15 protein-coding genes are annotated in these 17,057 nt (G+C 70.3%); 9 read left to right on the plus strand and 6 right to left on the minus strand.

Features of this window, described 5'->3' with window-relative positions; all coding sequences use genetic code 11:
• Positions 1-27: 27 nt before the first annotated feature.
• The 3 genes from ADK54_RS37045 to ADK54_RS37055 all read left to right on the plus strand — a co-directional run bounded on the left by ADK54_RS37045 (position 28) and on the right by ADK54_RS37055 (position 3,192).
• Positions 28-222, plus strand: a complete 195-nt coding sequence (locus ADK54_RS37045; protein WP_053730217.1) for a hypothetical protein — start codon at positions 28-30, stop codon at positions 220-222.
• Complete coding sequence (locus tag ADK54_RS37050; protein WP_053730218.1) at positions 219-1,394, plus strand: winged helix DNA-binding domain-containing protein; 1,176 nt, start codon at positions 219-221, stop codon at positions 1,392-1,394. The genes ADK54_RS37045 and ADK54_RS37050 overlap by 4 nt, the downstream gene beginning before the upstream one ends.
• 226 nt (positions 1,395-1,620) lie before the next feature.
• The gene (locus ADK54_RS37055) at positions 1,621-3,192 is read left to right on the plus strand and encodes a hypothetical protein (RefSeq protein ID WP_053730219.1); all 1,572 of its coding nucleotides are present in this window, start codon (positions 1,621-1,623) and stop codon (positions 3,190-3,192) included.
• Between the two features lie 21 nt (positions 3,193-3,213).
• On the opposite strand, the gene ADK54_RS37060 is transcribed toward ADK54_RS37055, so the two are convergent.
• Positions 3,214-3,597 carry a DUF779 domain-containing protein gene (locus ADK54_RS37060; protein ID WP_053730220.1) on the minus strand — a complete coding sequence of 128 codons (384 nt, stop codon included), beginning with the start codon at positions 3,595-3,597 and terminating at the stop codon, positions 3,214-3,216.
• A 233-nt stretch (positions 3,598-3,830) separates the two neighbouring features.
• On the opposite strand from ADK54_RS37060, the gene ADK54_RS37065 reads away from it, so the two are divergent.
• On the plus strand, positions 3,831-5,333 hold the full coding sequence (locus tag ADK54_RS37065) for a carotenoid oxygenase family protein (protein ID WP_053730221.1): 1,503 nt from the start codon (positions 3,831-3,833) through the stop codon (positions 5,331-5,333).
• A 12-nt stretch (positions 5,334-5,345) separates the two neighbouring features.
• On the opposite strand, the gene ADK54_RS37070 is transcribed toward ADK54_RS37065, so the two are convergent.
• Both ADK54_RS37070 and ADK54_RS37075 read right to left on the minus strand, forming a co-directional pair.
• Complete coding sequence (locus ADK54_RS37070) at positions 5,346-6,797, minus strand: amino acid permease (RefSeq protein ID WP_053730229.1); 1,452 nt, start codon at positions 6,795-6,797, stop codon at positions 5,346-5,348.
• Positions 6,798-6,954: 157 nt separating this feature from the next.
• Complete coding sequence (locus ADK54_RS37075) at positions 6,955-7,911, minus strand: hypothetical protein (RefSeq protein ID WP_199827120.1); 957 nt, start codon at positions 7,909-7,911, stop codon at positions 6,955-6,957.
• Positions 7,912-8,392: 481 nt separating this feature from the next.
• Here ADK54_RS37075 and ADK54_RS37080 point away from each other — a divergent pair, with 481 nt between their 5' ends.
• The 3 genes from ADK54_RS37080 (at position 8,393) to ADK54_RS37090 (ending at position 13,582) form a co-directional block, all read left to right on the plus strand.
• On the plus strand, positions 8,393-10,597 hold the full coding sequence (locus tag ADK54_RS37080) for an RICIN domain-containing protein (protein WP_053730222.1): 2,205 nt from the start codon (positions 8,393-8,395) through the stop codon (positions 10,595-10,597).
• A 159-nt stretch (positions 10,598-10,756) separates the two neighbouring features.
• Complete coding sequence (locus ADK54_RS37085; RefSeq protein WP_053730223.1) at positions 10,757-12,202, plus strand: glyceraldehyde-3-phosphate dehydrogenase; 1,446 nt, start codon at positions 10,757-10,759, stop codon at positions 12,200-12,202.
• A 144-nt stretch (positions 12,203-12,346) separates the two neighbouring features.
• Entirely contained in the window at positions 12,347-13,582 is a 1,236-nt protein-coding gene (locus tag ADK54_RS37090) for a PP2C family protein-serine/threonine phosphatase (protein ID WP_053730224.1), read from the plus strand.
• A gap of 85 nt (positions 13,583-13,667) precedes the next feature.
• Here ADK54_RS37090 and ADK54_RS47025 read toward each other — a convergent pair whose 3' ends face one another.
• The gene (locus ADK54_RS47025; RefSeq protein WP_199827121.1) at positions 13,668-13,823 is read right to left on the minus strand and encodes a DUF6131 family protein; all 156 of its coding nucleotides are present in this window, start codon (positions 13,821-13,823) and stop codon (positions 13,668-13,670) included.
• A 145-nt stretch (positions 13,824-13,968) separates the two neighbouring features.
• Entirely contained in the window at positions 13,969-14,361 is a 393-nt protein-coding gene (locus ADK54_RS37095) for a hypothetical protein (protein ID WP_053730225.1), read from the minus strand.
• Positions 14,362-14,697: 336 nt separating this feature from the next.
• Here ADK54_RS37095 and ADK54_RS37100 point away from each other — a divergent pair, with 336 nt between their 5' ends.
• The gene (locus ADK54_RS37100; protein ID WP_053730226.1) at positions 14,698-15,372 is read left to right on the plus strand and encodes an HAD family hydrolase; all 675 of its coding nucleotides are present in this window, start codon (positions 14,698-14,700) and stop codon (positions 15,370-15,372) included.
• A gap of 370 nt (positions 15,373-15,742) precedes the next feature.
• Here the strand turns inward: ADK54_RS37100 and ADK54_RS37105 are convergent, their stop codons facing one another.
• Entirely contained in the window at positions 15,743-16,279 is a 537-nt protein-coding gene (locus ADK54_RS37105; protein WP_063802132.1) for an ATP-binding protein, read from the minus strand.
• A gap of 273 nt (positions 16,280-16,552) precedes the next feature.
• On the opposite strand from ADK54_RS37105, the gene ADK54_RS37110 reads away from it, so the two are divergent.
• Positions 16,553-17,057, plus strand: a 505-nt coding sequence (locus ADK54_RS37110) for a VOC family protein (RefSeq protein WP_234392358.1), incomplete at its 3' end; no start/stop codon positions are given.

Below are 17,057 nucleotides of genomic sequence, written 5' to 3' on the forward strand. Positions count from 1 at the left end.
AATCCGGCGCGGCGGAGGAGGCTCGTCATGGCTGTTTCGATCTCGGTGGTCCTGCTGCTGGTGGTGCTCGCGGTGATCTTCCTGCGGAGCGGCGGGCTCAAGCCCTCGCACGCGATCGTCTGCGCGCTGCTCGGCTTCTTCCTGGCCGGTACGAGCATGGCGACGACCATCCAGAACGGACTCAACGCGACGGCAGGGGTGGTCGGTAGCCTCAAGCCATGACCAAGGCCCGCCGGAAGATCACCGCCGAGGAGCGGCGCGCCCGCCTCGGCGCCCGCCACCTGCTCACCCCTGCCGCCCGCGCCCATGCCCCGGAGGCGGTCGCCGAGGCGGTGCTCGGCCTGCACGCCACGGACCCCGCGTCCGTGTACCTCAGCGTCGCCGCCCGGCTGAAGGACCCTGCCGTGGCGGACCTGGAGCGCGCGCTGTACGAGGACCACACGCTGGTACGGATGCTCTGCATGCGGCGCACCATGTTCGTGGTGCCGCGCGAGCTCGCCCCCGTCGTGGACGCGTCGACCGCCCGCGCCGTGGCGGCCCGCGAACGCAAGAACCTCGCCAAGGTCGTCCAGGAACAGCTCGGCTTCGACGAGCGCTGGTTCGCCGCGACCGAGGCCGCGGTGCTGGCCGCCCTGCAGCGGCGCGGTGAGGCCACCGCCGCTCAACTCGCCGATGACGTACCCGACTTGAGGTCGCAGATCGTCCAGGCCGAGGGCAAGCCGTACGAGGCCCGGCCCCGCATCACCAGTCGCTTCCTCGGCGTGATGGCCGCCGAGAGCCGCATCCGGCGCGGCCGGCCGCTCGGCACCTGGGCCTCCAGCCAGTACCGCTGGATCCCCGCCGAACCGCACCCCGACCTGCCCGTCGACGAGGCCAAGGCGGAGCTCGCCGGGCGGTACCTGGCGGCGTTCGGGCCCGCCACCACGGAGGACGTCAAGTGGTGGACGGGGTGGACGCTCACCGACACCCGCAAGGCGCTGGCCCGCACCGACGCGGTCGAGGTCGACCTCGACGCCGGTCCGGGCCATGCGCTGCCCGCCCACCTCGAACCCCCTGCCGAGCCCGAGCCCTGGGCTGCGCTGCTTCCCGCCCTCGATCCCACCCCGATGGGCTGGCGGCATCGCGACTGGTACCTCGATGCCGATCACACGGCCGAACTCTTCGATACGAACGGGAACATCGGGCCGAGCGTCTGGTGGAACGGGCGGGTCGTGGGTGGGTGGGCTCAGCGGGCCGACGGCTCGATCGTTACGGAGGTCCTCGCGGGGGTGGGGGTGGGGCGGGACGCGCGGGCGGCGATCGACGTCGAAGCGGATCGGCTTGCCGCGTTCTTCGGCGATGTGCGCATCAAGCCGAGCTTCCGCACGCCATTGGAGCGGCGGCTGGCTCAGTAACCCCTGGCGGGGTGCGGCTTTCGGGTGCGGGCCTGGGGGGCTGGTTGCGCAGTTCCCCGCGCCCCTTACGGGGTCCGAGCTGCAACTAGGTGGGCTCAGAGCTAGTGTTGCGCCCTCATGACGCATACATGAAACTCCCTCAGCTTCCATGGACACTTCAAGCAGGCACCTCTAACGTCCGGTGGCGGCGCGACGACTTTCGTACGTACGCATACCGAGGAGCCGCATGTCCCGCAGAGTGTTCGCCCGCGCACTGGCCCTGACGCTCGCCGTCACCGCGGGCACCCTGGTGGGGCCGGCCGGTGTCCGGGCCGCTGAGATACCCAAGGCACCCGGGCACCGGCTGGTCAGCCAGTACGAGGGTGCCCCCGCGGCCGCGCAGCCGGTCCCGGCGCCGGTGCCCGCGCAGAACCCGTTCATGGCGACCAACGGCCGCAACGGCATGCACGGGGACTCCTGGGGGAGCGGCACCCACCCGTACTCCGGGCCGCTCGGCCGTGATCCCCAGGTCACCAGCGAGCAGATCGCGCCGCTCGGCGGCGAGTGCGCCACCGCCACCTTCGACGCGGCGGGCCGGCTCATCACCGTCTGCGGCACCTTCCAGGGCTTCAAGCTGAAGCTCCTCGACCCGCACACCCTGGCCACCCTCGCCGAGTACCAGTTGCCGCAGCGCTCCTCCACCGTCGAGGCGATCACCCGGCTCGACTTCGAGAAGATCTTCAAGGACACCTCCGGCGGCGCCTACTTCTACCTCGACAACCAGGACCGGGTGGTCCTGGCCGACTCCCGCCACCACATCCTGCGCATCGCGCACCGGCAGGCGGCGGACGGCAGTTGGGCGTTTGTCGTCGACAACGACTGGGATCTCTCCGGCGTCGTTCCGCACGACTGCATCAGCTGGACCAACCTCTTCCCCAGCGGCACCTGCGACCCCGTCACCTCCGTGATGCCGGACTGGCAGGGGCGCATCTGGTGGGTGACCCGGCTCGGCCGCGTCGGCACGGTCGACCCGGCGACCGGGGCCGTCCACTCGATCCAGCTAGCCGGAGAAGAGATCCAGAACTCCTTCTCCGTGGCCGAGGACGGCGTCTCGATCGTCTCCGACCACGCCCTCTACAGCTTCCGCGCCGCCGCCGACGGCACCCCCGTCGTGCAGTGGCGCCAGACCTACGACCGGGGGACCGGCACCAAGCCCGGCTCCGTGAACCAGGGTTCGGGCACCACCCCCGACCTGTTCGGCGACGGCTATGTGGCCATCACCGACAACGCCGACGACCGCATGAACGTCGTCGTCTACCGACGCGGCAACGACGTGCCCGACGGGCAGCGCGAGGTGTGCAGGATCCCGGTGTTCGGCTCGGGGCAGTCGACCACCGACAACTCCCTCATCAGCTGGGGAAACAGCCTCGTCGTCGAGAACAACTACGGCTACGAGAACCTCACTTCACTCACCTTCGGCCGGAGCGTCGTGGGGGGAGCCACTCGGATCGACGTGCGCAAGGACGGCAGCGGCTGTGACACGGTGTGGCAGAGCGCCGTCCGCTCGCCCTCCGTCGTGCCGAAGCTGTCGACCGCCAACGGGCTCCTGTACTTCTACGAGAAGGAGCCCAACGCGCTCGGCATCGACGCCTGGTACCTGACCGCGGTCGACTTCCGCACCGGCGCCGTCCGCTGGAAGAAGCTCACCGGAACCGGCCCCGAGTACGACAACAACTGGGCGCCGATCACCATCGGCCCGGACGGCACCGCGTACGTCGGCGTCTTCAACGGCATCGTGGCCGTGCACGACCGGGACTGAGGCCCCAGGGGGCGGCGGGGCTCAGATCAGCCGCGACCGGATGAGGAACCGCACGCCTTCCGGCGCTTCGAGCGAGAACCCGCTGCCCCGGCCCTCCACCACGTCGACGATCAGCCGGGTGTGCCGCCACAGTTCGTACTGGCTCGTCGACATCCAGAACGGGACGCGCTCAGCCACTCCCTCCACCGCGAGGGAGGCGAGCAGGACGTCCGAGCCGCCGGTACGGAACTCGCCCTCCGGGTAGCACATGGGCGCGCTGCCGTCACAGCAACCGCCCGACTGATGGAACATCAGCGGGCCGTGCTTCGATCGCAGTGTGCGGATCAACTCGCGTGCCTCAGGCGTGAGTTCAACTGGTGGTGCGTCGGTTCCCGGGGGTGTTCCCGGGTGTTCCGCGGGCGTCATCTCTCCCTCGCTCCTCCGGCCCGCACAACAGCCCCCTGCGGGCCATGGCGTGCGGATCCGGTAGCCACACCTCACCATGCGGGTGGTTGCAAGCGGGTTGCAACCACCTGGCGTCCGGGGGCCTGGCACCACCCCCTTCCGGGCCCCAGGCCTCCTGACCGGGGCCCGGCTCCTGCCGCAGGATCGTGAGCGAGAGATCCGTACGGCGAGAACAGAAGGCAGGGGGCTCGGCGATGACCGGTCACACTCGGCGGAACGTGCTGCGGGGCACGGCGGCGATCGCGCTGGCGGGAGGCACGGTGGCGCTGCGCGGCGGCCCACCCGCGCTCATGGCCCCCGCCGCCTTCGCGACCCCGGGCCGAAGCCCCTTCCGTGAAGGCGTCTTCGCGCCGGTGGCGGAAGAGCTGACAGCGTTCTCGCTGCCCGTCGCCGGCCGCATCCCGCACGAGCTGAACGGCCGCTATCTGCGCAACGGCCCCAACGCCTTCGGCATCGAGGACCCGCGGGCCCACCACTGGATGATCGGCCCCGGCATGGTGCACGGCGTCCGCCTCAGGAACGGCCGCGCCGAGTGGTACCGCAATCGCTGGGTCCGCTCGGCCGCCGTCGCCGGGGAACTGGGGGAGAAGTACCCGGGGCCGGTGCCCGAGGACGACTTCGCCTGCAACACGCAAGTGATCCCGTACAAGGGCCGCATCCTCGCGATGCAGGAGAGCGGGCCGCTGCCGTACGAGCTGGACGGCGAGCTCAACACGCTGCGCCCGTACGACTTCCGCGCCACGCTGAGCGGGTCCTTCGCCGCGCACACCAAGTACGACGCCCACGCCGACGAGTTGCACGCGCTCGCGTACTACCCGACCTGGGACCACGTCCGCCACATCGTCGTGGACCGCACCGGGAAGGTGACCAGGACGACTCGGATCCCCATGCCGGCGGGCTCGATGGTGCACGACTTCGGGCTCACCGAGCGGCACGTCGTCGTCATCGACATCCCGATCACCTTCGATCCGGAGGCGGCCCGCAGCGGCGCGCCTGTGCCGTACGCGTGGGACGACCACCATGCGGCGCGGGTCGGGGTCATGCCGCGCGGGGGCGGCCCGGTCCGCTGGTTCGAGGTGGACCCCGTCTTCTACTCGCACACGCTCAACGCGTACGACGAGGGGGCGACAGTGGTCATGGATCTCACCACGTACCCGGCGCCGTTCTTCGTCGCCGGGCGCGGCTCCGGTGGCCCGGCCGCGACGGGGACGCCCGCGCTCGACCGCTGGACGATCGACCTGGAGCACGGCCGCGTCCACCAGCGGCGGATCGACGACCGGCCCCAGGAGTTCCCGCGCGTGAACGAGGCGACGGTGTCCAGGCGCCACCGGTACGGCTACTCCGCGGCCGCCGCCGAGTTCTTCGCCGCGTACGAGACGGTCGACGGGGTCCCGCCGGACAAGGCGTTCAGGAGCGCCCTGATCAAGCAGGACCTGCTGCGCGGCACCTCACAGGTGCACCGGCTGCCGAAGGCGGCGGCCGCGGGCGAAGCCGTGTTCGTGCCGCGCGACGCGCACGGCCACAAGGCGGCCGAGGACGACGGCTACGCGCTCGCCTACGTCCACAATCCGGAGCGGGGCGCGAGCGACCTGGTGATTTTGGCCGCCCAGGACTTCACCGCAGAGCCGGTCGCCCGCATCCACCTGCCGGGCCGGGTACCCCTTGGTTTCCACGGCAGTTGGGTACCCGACGCCTGAGGTGACACCGTGTCAGATGAGGTCCATCGCCGCCACCTCATCGGGGCTGCCGTAGCTGACCGGCCCCTGGAAGCGCCGACGGGCGGTGGCGAACCACCAGACGGTGGCGATGAGCAGCACCGCGCCGAGCGCGATCGGCGCGTAGTTGAAGTTGTCGACGGTGATCGGGGAGGCCTGGGGCAGCATGAACAGCACGCTGCTGAGCACGATCCAGATCACGGCGACCGCCGCCACCGGCCTGCCCCAGCGCCCCAGGTTCCACGGGCCGGGCGCGAAGTCGTTCAGCCGCAGCCGCAGGAAGATGGGCACCCCGTACGCCAGGTACAGGCCGACCACGTTGACGCTGACGATGGCGGTGAAGGCGGTGTGGGACCACAGGGCCGGAATGATCAGCACCAGCGCACAGGCCGCGGCGAGCCACACCGCCTTCACGGGGGTGCGGGTGCGCAGCGACACCGAGTGCCACCAGCGTGACCCCGGCATCGCCCCGTCCCGCGAAAAGGCGAAGATCTGCCGGGTGTTGCTGGTCATGTTGGCCAGGCCGCAGAACAGCATGGCCCCGATTACGATCAGCAGGAGCAGCTTGGCGGTGCCGGCGCCGAGCGCGTCGACGAGGATCTGCACGGGTGGGGCCGCCGAAGTGATCTCGGCCGCGTAGTCGCGGATCGCGTACACGAGGGCCAGCATGAGGACGAGTCCGGCGAGCGCCGAGTAGATGATCGCGCGCATGATGCCCTTGGGCGTGTTGACGGTGGCCCTCACCGTCTCCTCGGACATGTGGAAGCTGCCGTCGAAGCCGGTGAACGTCCAGCTCGTCACGAGGAGGCCCAGCATCGCGGCGTACAGACCGTTGCTGAACCCGGTGCTGTTGACGAAGTGCGTCGCGAACGAGGCCGGCTGGTGCGAGGAGGGCTTCACGGTCAGGGCGACGACGATCACCACCATGCCGACCAGGAGCCACCACACGGAGATTCGGTTCACCAGGGCGACCAACTGCACGGTGTAGGTGTTGGCGAGCGCCTGGACCAGCAGGATCGCCGTCGCGATGGCGACCGTCTGCTGTTGCGTGGGCTCGTACGAAGGCCACTGCATCCCGATGAACGCCTGGATGAAGGTGGCGGCGGCGTAGTTGGTCGCGGCGGTGCCGCCCACCTGGCCGACGAAGTTCAGCCAGCCCGTGTACCAGGACCAGGCGCCACGATGGCGCTTGGCGAGCTTGCCCGCGGAGAAGTACAGGGCGCCGCTGGTGGGGTAGGCGGACGCGATTTCGCCCATCGCGGCGCCCACGAACAGCACCATGACCGAGACGCCGATCCAGCCGAAGACGAGAATGCGGGGGCCGCCCGCTCCCATTCCGAAACCGAATGCGGAGAAAATTCCGGAGATGATGTTGATAATGGTGAAGGATATGGCGAAATTGTCGAAGGCGTGAAATCTCCGGGTGAGTTTCCGGGGATATCCCATGGCGTGCAGCGTGGCATCGTCGTCGAGTGCCACGGATGATTCCCGGTCTCGGCTCGACGAGCGGGTGTGGGACGTGCGCTCGGACACAGTGGCAACCTTTCCTCGGGGGTGAAAAGACGCGTAGGTCTCGCGGGCGGGTCTGCGGCGCCGGTCGTGCTCAGGCCGTTGCGGGGGTCGGGAGTCCGCAGGACCTCCTGGCCCTGGTCAGCTGTTCTCCGGGGTCGCCGAACGCGCTCCAGGGCATGCGCGAGGCGTACGGGCCCATGGCCGTGAGGACTTCCCGTGCCTCGAATTCGCGCTTCGCCATGAACAGGGCGTGCGCCAGATAGGCCAGATCGAGGACCGGCGTGAAACGGTAACTGGCAGCCTGTGGAAACCAGTTGTGGTAAATGCCGAGGATGGTCGCGGCCCATTGCGGCTGTTGCCAGGTGTGGTCCGCGAGGAGGACGTTCGGGTCGTAGTCCTCGACGAGGGCGACCAGAGGCAGGAGCCGCAGCGCGGAGGTGGCGGGCGCCCGGTGGCTGAGGAACGAGGCCACGTCCCACCGGGCGCTCGCCGAGCCGCCGTGACGGGTGAAGAAGCAGGCCAGAAACCGGTGATGGGCCTCGCGGTGCCAGGGGTCGAGCCGCAGCACATGGGCGAACATCTGCCAGGGGCCGGGCGGCGCGGTGAGCAGCCCCCTCGGGGCGGGATCGCGGGGGCCGTCGATGCGGGCCAGGGCCAGTTGGGCCACCCACGGGGTCGGGTCCTGGGGCAGCAGGCGCGCCGCCCGCATACAGGCCGCCTGCGCTATGCGCAGCAGGGCATCGGCCCGGGCGTCCCCGGCATCCGCCATGCGCAGTGCGCGGATCATCGCCACGCGCGCCCCCAACAGGGCCGCTTCCGGACCGGGTTCCTCGGCCATCCAGCGTTCCGCGAGGTCCGAGTCGGCTGCTTCCGAGGCCAGCACCAGGGACCGGTGAGCCCTCAACTCGTAGTCTCCGCGCGCCTCTTCGAGCACGTTGTGGGCGCCGAGGTAGCGCCCCGCCCGCACGTCCGTGCACGCGCGTGCCAGCTCGCGATCGTCGGCCGCCGGATGCCACACGTAGTGTCCCTCGAACGAGCCGGCAGCCACGATCCTCTCCCCGTCCCCACAGACGACACCCTGCGTCCTACGAATTCCAGCCATGCGGAATTACGCCGGAGTCCGAGCTCTTGCGCAGGTTCACCGACAGCGATCCACACCTTACTCATCCTTTAGGGGTATCGAAACTCACCGCCCGGAATATCTGGTTCCGTGCCCTTTGGGTATGGGTTGCAGGTCGGGTTGAGGAGCGCATATCCATTGGCTTCGAGTCAGTTTTCGGTGGCGCATTCCCGCTCTTGTTGCGGGCGGGTATGTATTCGGCATATTCGGGGACGCGGGTGCCGCCTCCGTGCTACGGCCCACGTCGGAGCGCGGCGCCCGCCGGCCGTCGCCGTGGCCGACAAAAGTCCAAGTCCGGCCGACGGATGTCCGTGGACGGTGTGCCGCGTGGTGCACAGACTGCCCACCACGCGGTCGGCCACGCCGCCGGCGAGCACCGTTCACCGCTCCCACATCAGAAGGAGTGCCCGTGTCCTCCCCCACCTTCAGAGCAGTCGCCGCCGTCGGCGCCGCGGTTCTGGCGCTGGCCGCCGCGGTGGCGCCGCCCGCGGCGGCCGCGTCCCCGGATGCCACGTACACGATCAGCGTCGGATCCCCCGTGCCGTACGCGCACCCGACGGACACCCCCGCCTCGACCTATGTCGACAAGGACGGCACGTTCTACTTCCAGCAGTCCGCCGCCCTGTACGGCGCGAAGGACCCCCGGTACTGGGACTTCTTCACGGGCACCGACATGGACAGCGCCTCGCGGTCGAGCGCGATCAGCGACGCGGTGAACCCGGCCAACGCCAACGACAAGAACAACGACACCACCTATCGCTGCAACAACAGCCCGACCGGCCTGGAGGCGACGTACGCGGTCGGCAACGCGGGCTATGCGCAGAAGAACTACTGCGACCTGTCGGGGATGTGGGTCGACCCGGACACCGGCGACTGGTACGGCCTTGTGCACAACGAGTTCACCCCGGCGCCGTTCAACGACGGCATCCACTTCGACGCGATCGACTACGCGGTGTCGAAGGACCAGGGCCGCACCTGGACCATCAAGGACCACGCGATCACCTCGCCGTACAGCACCAAGCGTGGCGACACCACGCAGTTCCCGCACGAGACGTACTCCTACGGCGACGGCGACCAGCGGTTGTTCGTCGACACCGCGTCGGGCTACTTCTACGTCTATTACGGCTCGCGGATCGTCGCGAAGGGCGGCAACTGGGAGGACAGCCTCGCGCATGTCGCCCGTGCGCCGATCTCCTCGAAGATGGCCCGGGGCTCCTGGCAGAAGTGGTACGACGGCCATTGGTCGCAGCCGGGTGTGGGTGGTCTGGAGAGCAACATGGTGCCGGTCGACGGTGCCAGTTCCACCGGGTACACGCCGGTCGCCGGTGACTACGACCCCGCCAACGCGGGCACGGTGAGCCAGCAGATCGCGGCGGGTCAACTCCCCACGAAATCACCGCTGTTCGTCATGAACATCACCTACAACGCCTACCTGGGCCTGTACATCGGCGAGCCCGAGGCGGTGAACGGGACGGCGCCGCAGCGCTTCTACGCGACCGACGACCTCGCGAGCCAGAAGTGGCACCTGATCGGCGACACCGGCAGCTACACCAACAACTCCTGGTACCGCTGGTTCCTCGACGGCGCGAACCGCACCAACTCCACCATCGTCGGCAAGACTTTCAGGTCGTACTGCTCCATCGACTGCCAGGGCGGTGCCGGCGGCGAGTACGTGGACGTCACGGTGGGCTCCTCGGCGCCCGCCGCGCCCCCGGTCGACGTCACGAAGTCGTACCGGATCGGCAGCGGAGACGGCCGGGTCCTGGCCCAGGTCCCGGGCGGCTCGTCGACGACCTCGGGCGCGTCGGCCACCGGATCCGCCCTGGAGTCCTGGGTGTTCACGGCAGACGGCGACGGCTCGTACCGCATCGCCAACGCGTCCACCGGCCGGCTCCTGGGCGTCCCCGCCACCTCCAAGGCCGGTCGTGCTTGGGGCGCCAAGCCGACCGTCGCCGCCGCCGGGTCGGGCGGCCCCACGGTGGGACAGCAGTGGTTCATCGTCCCCGTGGCCTCCACCGGGTCCTATCGCCTGGTCAACCGGTACAGCGGTCTCGTACTCGGCCTGTCCGCGCAGGCCGGCCGGCTCGCCGAGACCACGCCGACCCGCAGCTGGACCGACACCACGGGCAGCGCGGTCGGCGGCGCCCGCAGCGCGGCCGAGCAGACCCTCACCCTCACCCCCACCGGCTCCGCGACCGGCGGTTCCCTGGACGGCACCCACACCCTGGTGGCCTCGGGCAAGGCGCTCGACGACCCGGGCCACTCGACGACCCAGGGCACCCAGCTCATCACCTGGAGCCCCAACGCGGGGGCCAACCAGAACTGGGTCTTCACCCGGCAGTCCGACGGGAGCTACCAGATCGCCAACGGCGAGTCGAAGCTGTGCGTCGACGTCAGCGACAGCTCCAGCGCGGCCGGGGCGAAGGTGATCCAGTGGGCCTGCACGGGCGGCGCCAACCAGCACTGGGCGGTCACCGCCCTGGCCGGCGGCGGATACACGGTGACATCCAAGTCCAGCGGACTGCTGCTCACCACGGCCGCCACGACCGACGGAGCACTGGTCACCCAGCAGCCGGACACCGGCTCGGCGCTCCAGCACTGGTCGATCGGCTGAGTGCGCGCGGGGCCCGGTCGTCGCCGCAGGAGGGGATCGACGACCGGGCCGCCCGCTGGACACAGCGGCGCCGGGCGCCCACCGGAAGGGCACCACTTGAACGATCAAAATCAGCGGGGGGTTAGCATATGAGCGCCGCCTAGCTCGAAAGATGAACCTGTGACTGTCAATGACGACTCGTTCACCAACTGGAAGAACCGCGAGGAGATCGCGGAGTCGATGATCCCCATCATCGGGAAGCTGCACCGCGAGCGGGACGTCACGGTCCTGCTGCACAGCCGCTCCTTGGTGAACAAGTCGGTGGTCAGCCTTCTGAAGACCCACCGATTCGCCCGCCAGATAGCCGGCGAGGAGCTCTCGGTCACCGAGACGCTGCCCTTCCTGCAGGCTCTGACCACCCTCGATCTCGGCCCCTCCCAGATCGACATCGGCATGCTCGCCGCGACGTACAAGGCGGACGACCGCGGCCTTTCGGTCGAGGCCTTCACCGCTCAGGCCGTCGCCGGCGCCATCGGCGAGAACAAGATCGAGTGCCGTGAGGGCCGCGACGTCGTCCTGTACGGCTTCGGCCGCATCGGCCGCCTCGTCGCCCGCCTGCTCATCGAGAAGGCCGGCTCGGGCAACGGCCTGCGGCTGCGCGCCATCGTCGTGCGCGGCGGCGGCGAGGCGGACCTGGTCAAGCGCGCCTCGCTGCTGCGCCGCGACTCCATCCACGGCCAGTTCCAGGGCACCATCACGGTGGACGAGGCGACGAGCACGATCATCGCCAACGGCAACACCATCAAGGTGATCTACGCCAACGATCCGTCCGAGATCGACTACACGGCGCACGGCATCAACGACGCCATCCTCATCGACAACACGGGCAAGTGGCGAGACCGCGAGGGTCTTTCGCAGCACCTGCGCCCCGGTATCGACAAGGTCGTCCTGACGGCCCCGGGCAAGGGCGACGTCCCCAACATCGTCCACGGCGTCAACCACGACACCATCAAGCCGGACGAGCAGATCCTGTCCTGCGCCTCCTGCACCACCAACGCGATCGTCCCGCCGCTGAAGGCGATGGCCGACGAGTACGGCGTGCTGCGCGGCCACGTGGAGACCGTCCACTCGTTCACCAACGACCAGAACCTCCTGGACAACTACCACAAGGCCGACCGCCGCGGCCGCTCCGCGCCGCTGAACATGGTCATCACCGAGACCGGTGCGGCCTCGGCCGTGGCCAAGGCGCTGCCCGACCTCAAGGCGCCGATCACCGGCAGCTCGATCCGCGTGCCCGTCCCGGACGTCTCGATCGCCATCCTGAGCCTGCGCCTGGGCCGCGAGACCACCCGCGACGAGGTCCTCGACTACCTCCGCGACGTGTCGCTGCACTCGCCGCTGAAGCGCCAGATCGACTTCACGACCGCTCCCGACGCCGTTTCCATGGACTTCGTCGGCTCGCGCCACTCCTCGATCGTCGACGCGGGCGCGACCAAGGTCGACGGCGACAACGCGATCCTCTACCTCTGGTACGACAACGAGTTCGGCTACTCGTGCCAGGTCATCCGGGTCGTCCAGCACGTCTCCGGGGTCGAGTACCCGACCTATCCGATGCCGGTGCTCTGACCGCGCGGACCCGCTGACCTGGAGGGCAACCGGATGCGACGGCATCCGGTTGCCCTCCGGGCGTTTCCGGGCGGGCCCGATACCGCGATGCCGCCTATCGTGAAGAGCACAAGATCGAAGAGGCGTCGCGCGGGCAGGTGCATCGTGAACGGGTCCGGCATCGACTACGAGGTGGTGTTCCGGGCGCTGCCCGGCCCGGTGGCCCTGCTGACCACGGACCTCGTGTACGCCGAGGTCAACGACTCCTTCCTCACCATGACGGGCCGCACCCGGGGGCAGGTCGTCGGCCACTACATTTTCGACGTCTTCCCCGACAACCCCGGCGACCCGGACGCGAGCGGCATGCGCAACCTGTTCGCCTCGCTGCGCCGGGTCGCGGAGACCGGCGAGCGCGACACCATGGCGCTGCAGCGCTACGACGTGGTGGATCCCTCACGTCCCGGCGTGTGGGAGGAGCGGTACTGGAGCCCCGTCAACACCCCCGTATTCGATGAGGACGGCAAGGTGGTCCTGATCCTGCACCGGGTGGAGGAGGTCACCGAGCTCATGCGCGCCCGCGACCGGGCCGGCGGGGCGGACGGGGACCGGGCCAGAGTGCTTGAGGCCGAGCTGTACACCCGGGCCCGGGAACTCCAGGAGCTCAACGAACGGCTGCGCCGGGCCCACGCCCGGGAACACGAGGTCGCCCTGTCCTTGCAGGCCGCGATGCTGCCCGCGCCGGGGCCGCTCGGCGAGCGCAGCGCGGCGGTGCGCTACCGGCCCGCCGTCGGCGCGCTCAACGTGTGCGGCGACTGGTACGACCTGGCCGAGCTGCCCGGGGACCGGCTCGCGGTCGCCGTCGGCGACGTGGTCGGCCACGGACTGGCCGCCGCCGGGGTCATGGGCCAGCTGCGCAGCGCGCTGAGCGCGGCCTCCCGCGTGGCCGACAGCCCCGCCCGGGCCCTCGACGTGCTCGGTCTTTACGCCCGCTCGGTCGAGGGCGCCGAGTCCACGACCGCCTTCCTCGCCGTCATCGACTGGAGCGATCACACCCTGGCCTACAGCAGCGCTGGCCATCCCCCCGCGGCCCTGCTCCACCAGGACGGCACGGTGGAATTCCTGGACGGTGCGACCGACCCTCCGCTCGGTGCCCGCCCCGAGCCCGTGGCCCGCCCGCAGGCGACCGCGGCCTTCACCGCCGGGGCGAGCCTCGTCCTCTATACCGACGGACTGGTCGAGCGTCGCCACGAGGACATCGACAAGGGCCTACGCCGACTCGCCGCATCCCTCACCCGCCACCACGGCGCCGGCCCGGAACCCCTCGCGGACGCGATCCTGGCCGACCTGATGCCGTCCGGCGGCGCCACCGACGACACGGCCTTGATCGTCATCGGCTTGTGAGGTCGTCGTTGGCCTGTGGGGCGCGACTCTGCCCGGGACCGCGCATCGCGCCGATCCCGGGCTGATGGAGCGTCAGGCCGCGTGCCTACCAGTAGTGCCTCCGTCCGCCGACCGCGTGGCCGACCGATCCCAGAAGCCACAGGATGGCGCCGATGACGAGCAGGATGATTCCGATGGTCCACAGGATGGAGATGCCGGTCACGAAACCGACGACCAGGAGGATGACTCCGAGGACGACCATGGTGCCCTCCGATCTCGCGGAAGAGTTCCAGCTCCTGATATCCAGCGTAAATCGGTGCTGAGCATTGTGGGCGGTCCGAGCACCATGATCCTGCTCCCGACGGCCTCGCAACCGAACCAGCGGCTTTCCCGCGGAGCGTCTGGCGCTACCCGTTGGTCAACCGCACCTGCACATCCACCTCCTGGTCGCCCGCCGCGCTGCCCGCCGCTTCCACGGCGAAGGCCGCCGCGAGCGTCCGGCGCAGCCGGTCCACGGCCACGGGCCCGCCCTGCAGATCGGCCGTGACGGGCCCGGCGAGCAGCACCCCGGCGACCTCGGACGGCGCGTGGTCGACGACGAAGCTTCCGGCCCAGGCGGCCGGGCGCGGCCCCTCGCGCCGGCCGGGCACGGTGCCGGCCCGGTCGGAGGCGAAGTGGGCGCCGAGCACCTCGAAGACCGCGTCCGCGTCGGCCGCGGAGCACTCGCCGAGCATGACCTGCACCAGGTCGGGGGAGTCGGCCCCGGCGCCCGGGGAGGCCGAGGAAGGTGAGTCGTTCACGCTGTTCTCCGTGCTTCTCGCTCGCTTGAAGGGCCAGTTCGAAAGGGGCGTGGCGTCAGTCCCGACAGAGACAGAAGGAGCAGTCCAGGGCCACAAGGCAGTACGTTGCGATGGCCATTGCGGCCTCCTCGGTGTCTCGTTCGCTCAGAGTTCACCCATTGCCGAACCTCTCCGGCCGAAACCTCGCCGTTCACCCGCCGCGCGGCAGGATTCGGGTGCGGAGCCGGGGCAACCCGTCGCGCCCGGGGGCCCACGAGATGTTGTGGTCTGGTAACGGCGGCATGATCGGCAGAGGGCGGCAGCCCCCGGGCAGGGCGGAACGAAAGGCGTGGGCACATGGCACGTGCGGCTCTCTTCGATGTCGACGGGACCCTCGTCGACACCAACCACCTGCACGTGGTCACGTGGTGGGAGGCGCTGCGCCAGGCCGGACACGACGCGGCGATGCACGACATCCACCGCGCCATCGGGCTCGGCTCGGACGACCTCGTCGCGCACCTGCTCGGCGAGGACCACGACCAGGACGAAGACGGGAAACTCGCCGCCGCGCACACCGCCCTGTACGGCACCTACTTCGAGCGGCTGCCCCCGCTGGACGGAGCCGGGAACCTGCTGCGGGAGCTGGCCGCCCGGGGCTGGCGCATCGTGCTGGCGACGTCCGCGGGGGGACCGGAGCTGAAGGCGCTGCGCCGCGCCATCGACGCCGACGACGTCATCGCGGGCGTCGCGAGTGCGGACGACGTGAGCGAGGGCAAGCCGGCCCCCGACCCGGTTCGGCGGGCACTGGAGCTGGCCGAGGCCGATCCCACGGAGGCGGTGTTCGTGGGCGACACCGTCTGGGACATGAAGGCGGGACGCGCCGCGGGTGTGCGCACCGTGGCGCTGCTCTGCGGAGGAATCGCCCGAGCGGACCTCGAAGAAGCCGGCGCGCTGGCCGTGTACGCGGACACCGCACAACTGCTGTCGCAGCTCGACACCAGCATCTTCGCCCAGATGGAGCGCGGCGAATGAACGCCGCAAGCCGGATGACCTGAAAGCTTTCTGCGCGGCACTTCTCGACCAGCTCGCGCACCGACCGCACCGGAAGGCACTCTGGCACCCAGGGTGCCCTTTCGTATGTGCCGGTGCGAGGTTTCCTCTCCGCGCCCCGTGGTAGTCCGCCAGTGCGTTCCTTACGTACGAAGGAACGAAGGCGCTGGACGGGTTGGGACCATCAGCCGCCGGCGCCGCCGTGTCAGGCCCCGAGTCGGCGTCAAGTCAAGGGGTGGTGACCTCGGTCGCGATGAGGTCGGTCAGGGCCGGGAACCCCGCCGTCGGTCAGGGCCTGGCGCCGGCGGTCGGCGACGACCTCGTAGTCCGAGGGCTCGCGAGCCCCCGGACCTCATGCCTCGCTGAGGCACCACGTGTCGTCCCACCGTGCCGGTTCGTAGGGCCCGGTGTCGAAGCACTGCAGGGCGGGGAGGGTCGCCGCCGCGCTCAGAGTGGGCAGCGGCGGCAGCGGACGCAGTGGCCGCAGCGCCTGCGGCTGGGCGGTGAGGGTGAACCAGACGACCTTGCCGCCGGGGGTGGTGTGGGTGCCCCAGCTGTCGCTGAGGTGGGCGACCAGGGCGAGCCCGCGGCCGCGTTCGGCGAAGGGCCGCGGTCCGCGGAGGCGCGGCAGGCGGGGGTCGGTGTCGGCTACGGAGGCGGTGAGCCGACCGCGAGCCCAGCGCAGTTCCAGGACGCAGTCGTGGTCGCCCCGGGCATGGCGGTGGACGTTGGTGAGCAGTTCGCACACGCCCAGGCTCACGGGCTGGATGACGCTCTCCAGGCGCCAGTGGCGCAGGTGGGCGGCGACGATGCGGCGGACCTGGGGAATGCGGTCAGGCGTCGCGGCGAGGCTCAGGGTGTACTTCCGGGGACTGTCGATGGTGACCACTGCGGCTCCCTTGTCGGCAGGAGCGGCTCGCCGGCCACTCCCGCGTCCGCAGCCACGCGAGGCCTACCAGAAGTAGCCGATTGAGCACAGCGCGGATTTCTCCAGCATGACCCGTACGGCCGCATCCGCAACACGAAGCGCCGGGATCTGTGGCAGGGGGCATCGGTGCCCGCCGCCGGCCCGTCGGCGGGCACCCGCCGCGCGGCGGCGGGATAGTGGAAGCGACCGTGGCCGACCGGCTGGTGTGGGGGACTCCTGGAAGCGAGGGTTTTCGTGACGCCCCCATCAACAGACTCCACGGCCCAACTCGGCTCCGGCGCCCCGGTGTTCGGGGCGCCGTGCTGGGTGAGCCTGATGGCCCGTGACCTGAGTGCCGCTATGGATTTCTACGGTGCGACGATGGGCTGGACGTTCGTGCCGGCCGAGCTGGGTGAGGAGTTCCGGGTGGCGTTGGCGGACGGGGTTCCGGTGGCCGGGATCGGGGCGCTGGCGCCGTCCCTCCAGGTCGCGGTCGCCTGGACGCCGTATTTCGCGGTCGAGGACGCCGATGTCACCGCGGCCCGCATCCGCGAGCGGGGCGCCACCGTCGCGGTCGGCCCCGTGGCCCTGCACACCGGGCGCGGTGCGCTGGCCGCCGACCGCGACGGGGCCGTGTTCGGGATCTGGCAGGGCCTGCTCGTGTCGAACTGGGAGACGTGGCGCGACACCGCGCCCGCCTGGACGCGGCTGCACACCCGCAACGCCTTCGACGCCGCGATCTTCTACGGGGAGGTCCTCG

Source organism: Streptomyces sp. WM6378 (assembly GCF_001279695.1).
Taxonomy (GTDB): domain Bacteria; phylum Actinomycetota; class Actinomycetes; order Streptomycetales; family Streptomycetaceae; genus Streptomyces.

Excerpts from the sequence above, each read along its gene's own strand:
- ADK54_RS37045 (WP_053730217.1), top strand. The coding sequence starts at position 28 with ATGGCTGTTTCGATCTCGGTGGTCCTGCTGCTGGTGGTGCTCGCGGTG.
- ADK54_RS37050 (WP_053730218.1), top strand. The coding sequence starts at position 219 with ATGACCAAGGCCCGCCGGAAGATCACCGCCGAGGAGCGGCGCGCCCGC.
- ADK54_RS37055 (WP_053730219.1), top strand. The coding sequence starts at position 1,621 with ATGTCCCGCAGAGTGTTCGCCCGCGCACTGGCCCTGACGCTCGCCGTC.
- ADK54_RS37060 (WP_053730220.1), bottom strand. The coding sequence starts at position 3,597 with ATGACGCCCGCGGAACACCCGGGAACACCCCCGGGAACCGACGCACCA.
- ADK54_RS37065 (WP_053730221.1), top strand. The coding sequence starts at position 3,831 with ATGACCGGTCACACTCGGCGGAACGTGCTGCGGGGCACGGCGGCGATC.
- ADK54_RS37070 (WP_053730229.1), bottom strand. The coding sequence starts at position 6,797 with ATGGGATATCCCCGGAAACTCACCCGGAGATTTCACGCCTTCGACAAT.
- ADK54_RS47025 (WP_199827121.1), bottom strand. The coding sequence starts at position 13,823 with ATGGTCGTCCTCGGAGTCATCCTCCTGGTCGTCGGTTTCGTGACCGGC.
- ADK54_RS37100 (WP_053730226.1), top strand. The coding sequence starts at position 14,698 with ATGGCACGTGCGGCTCTCTTCGATGTCGACGGGACCCTCGTCGACACC.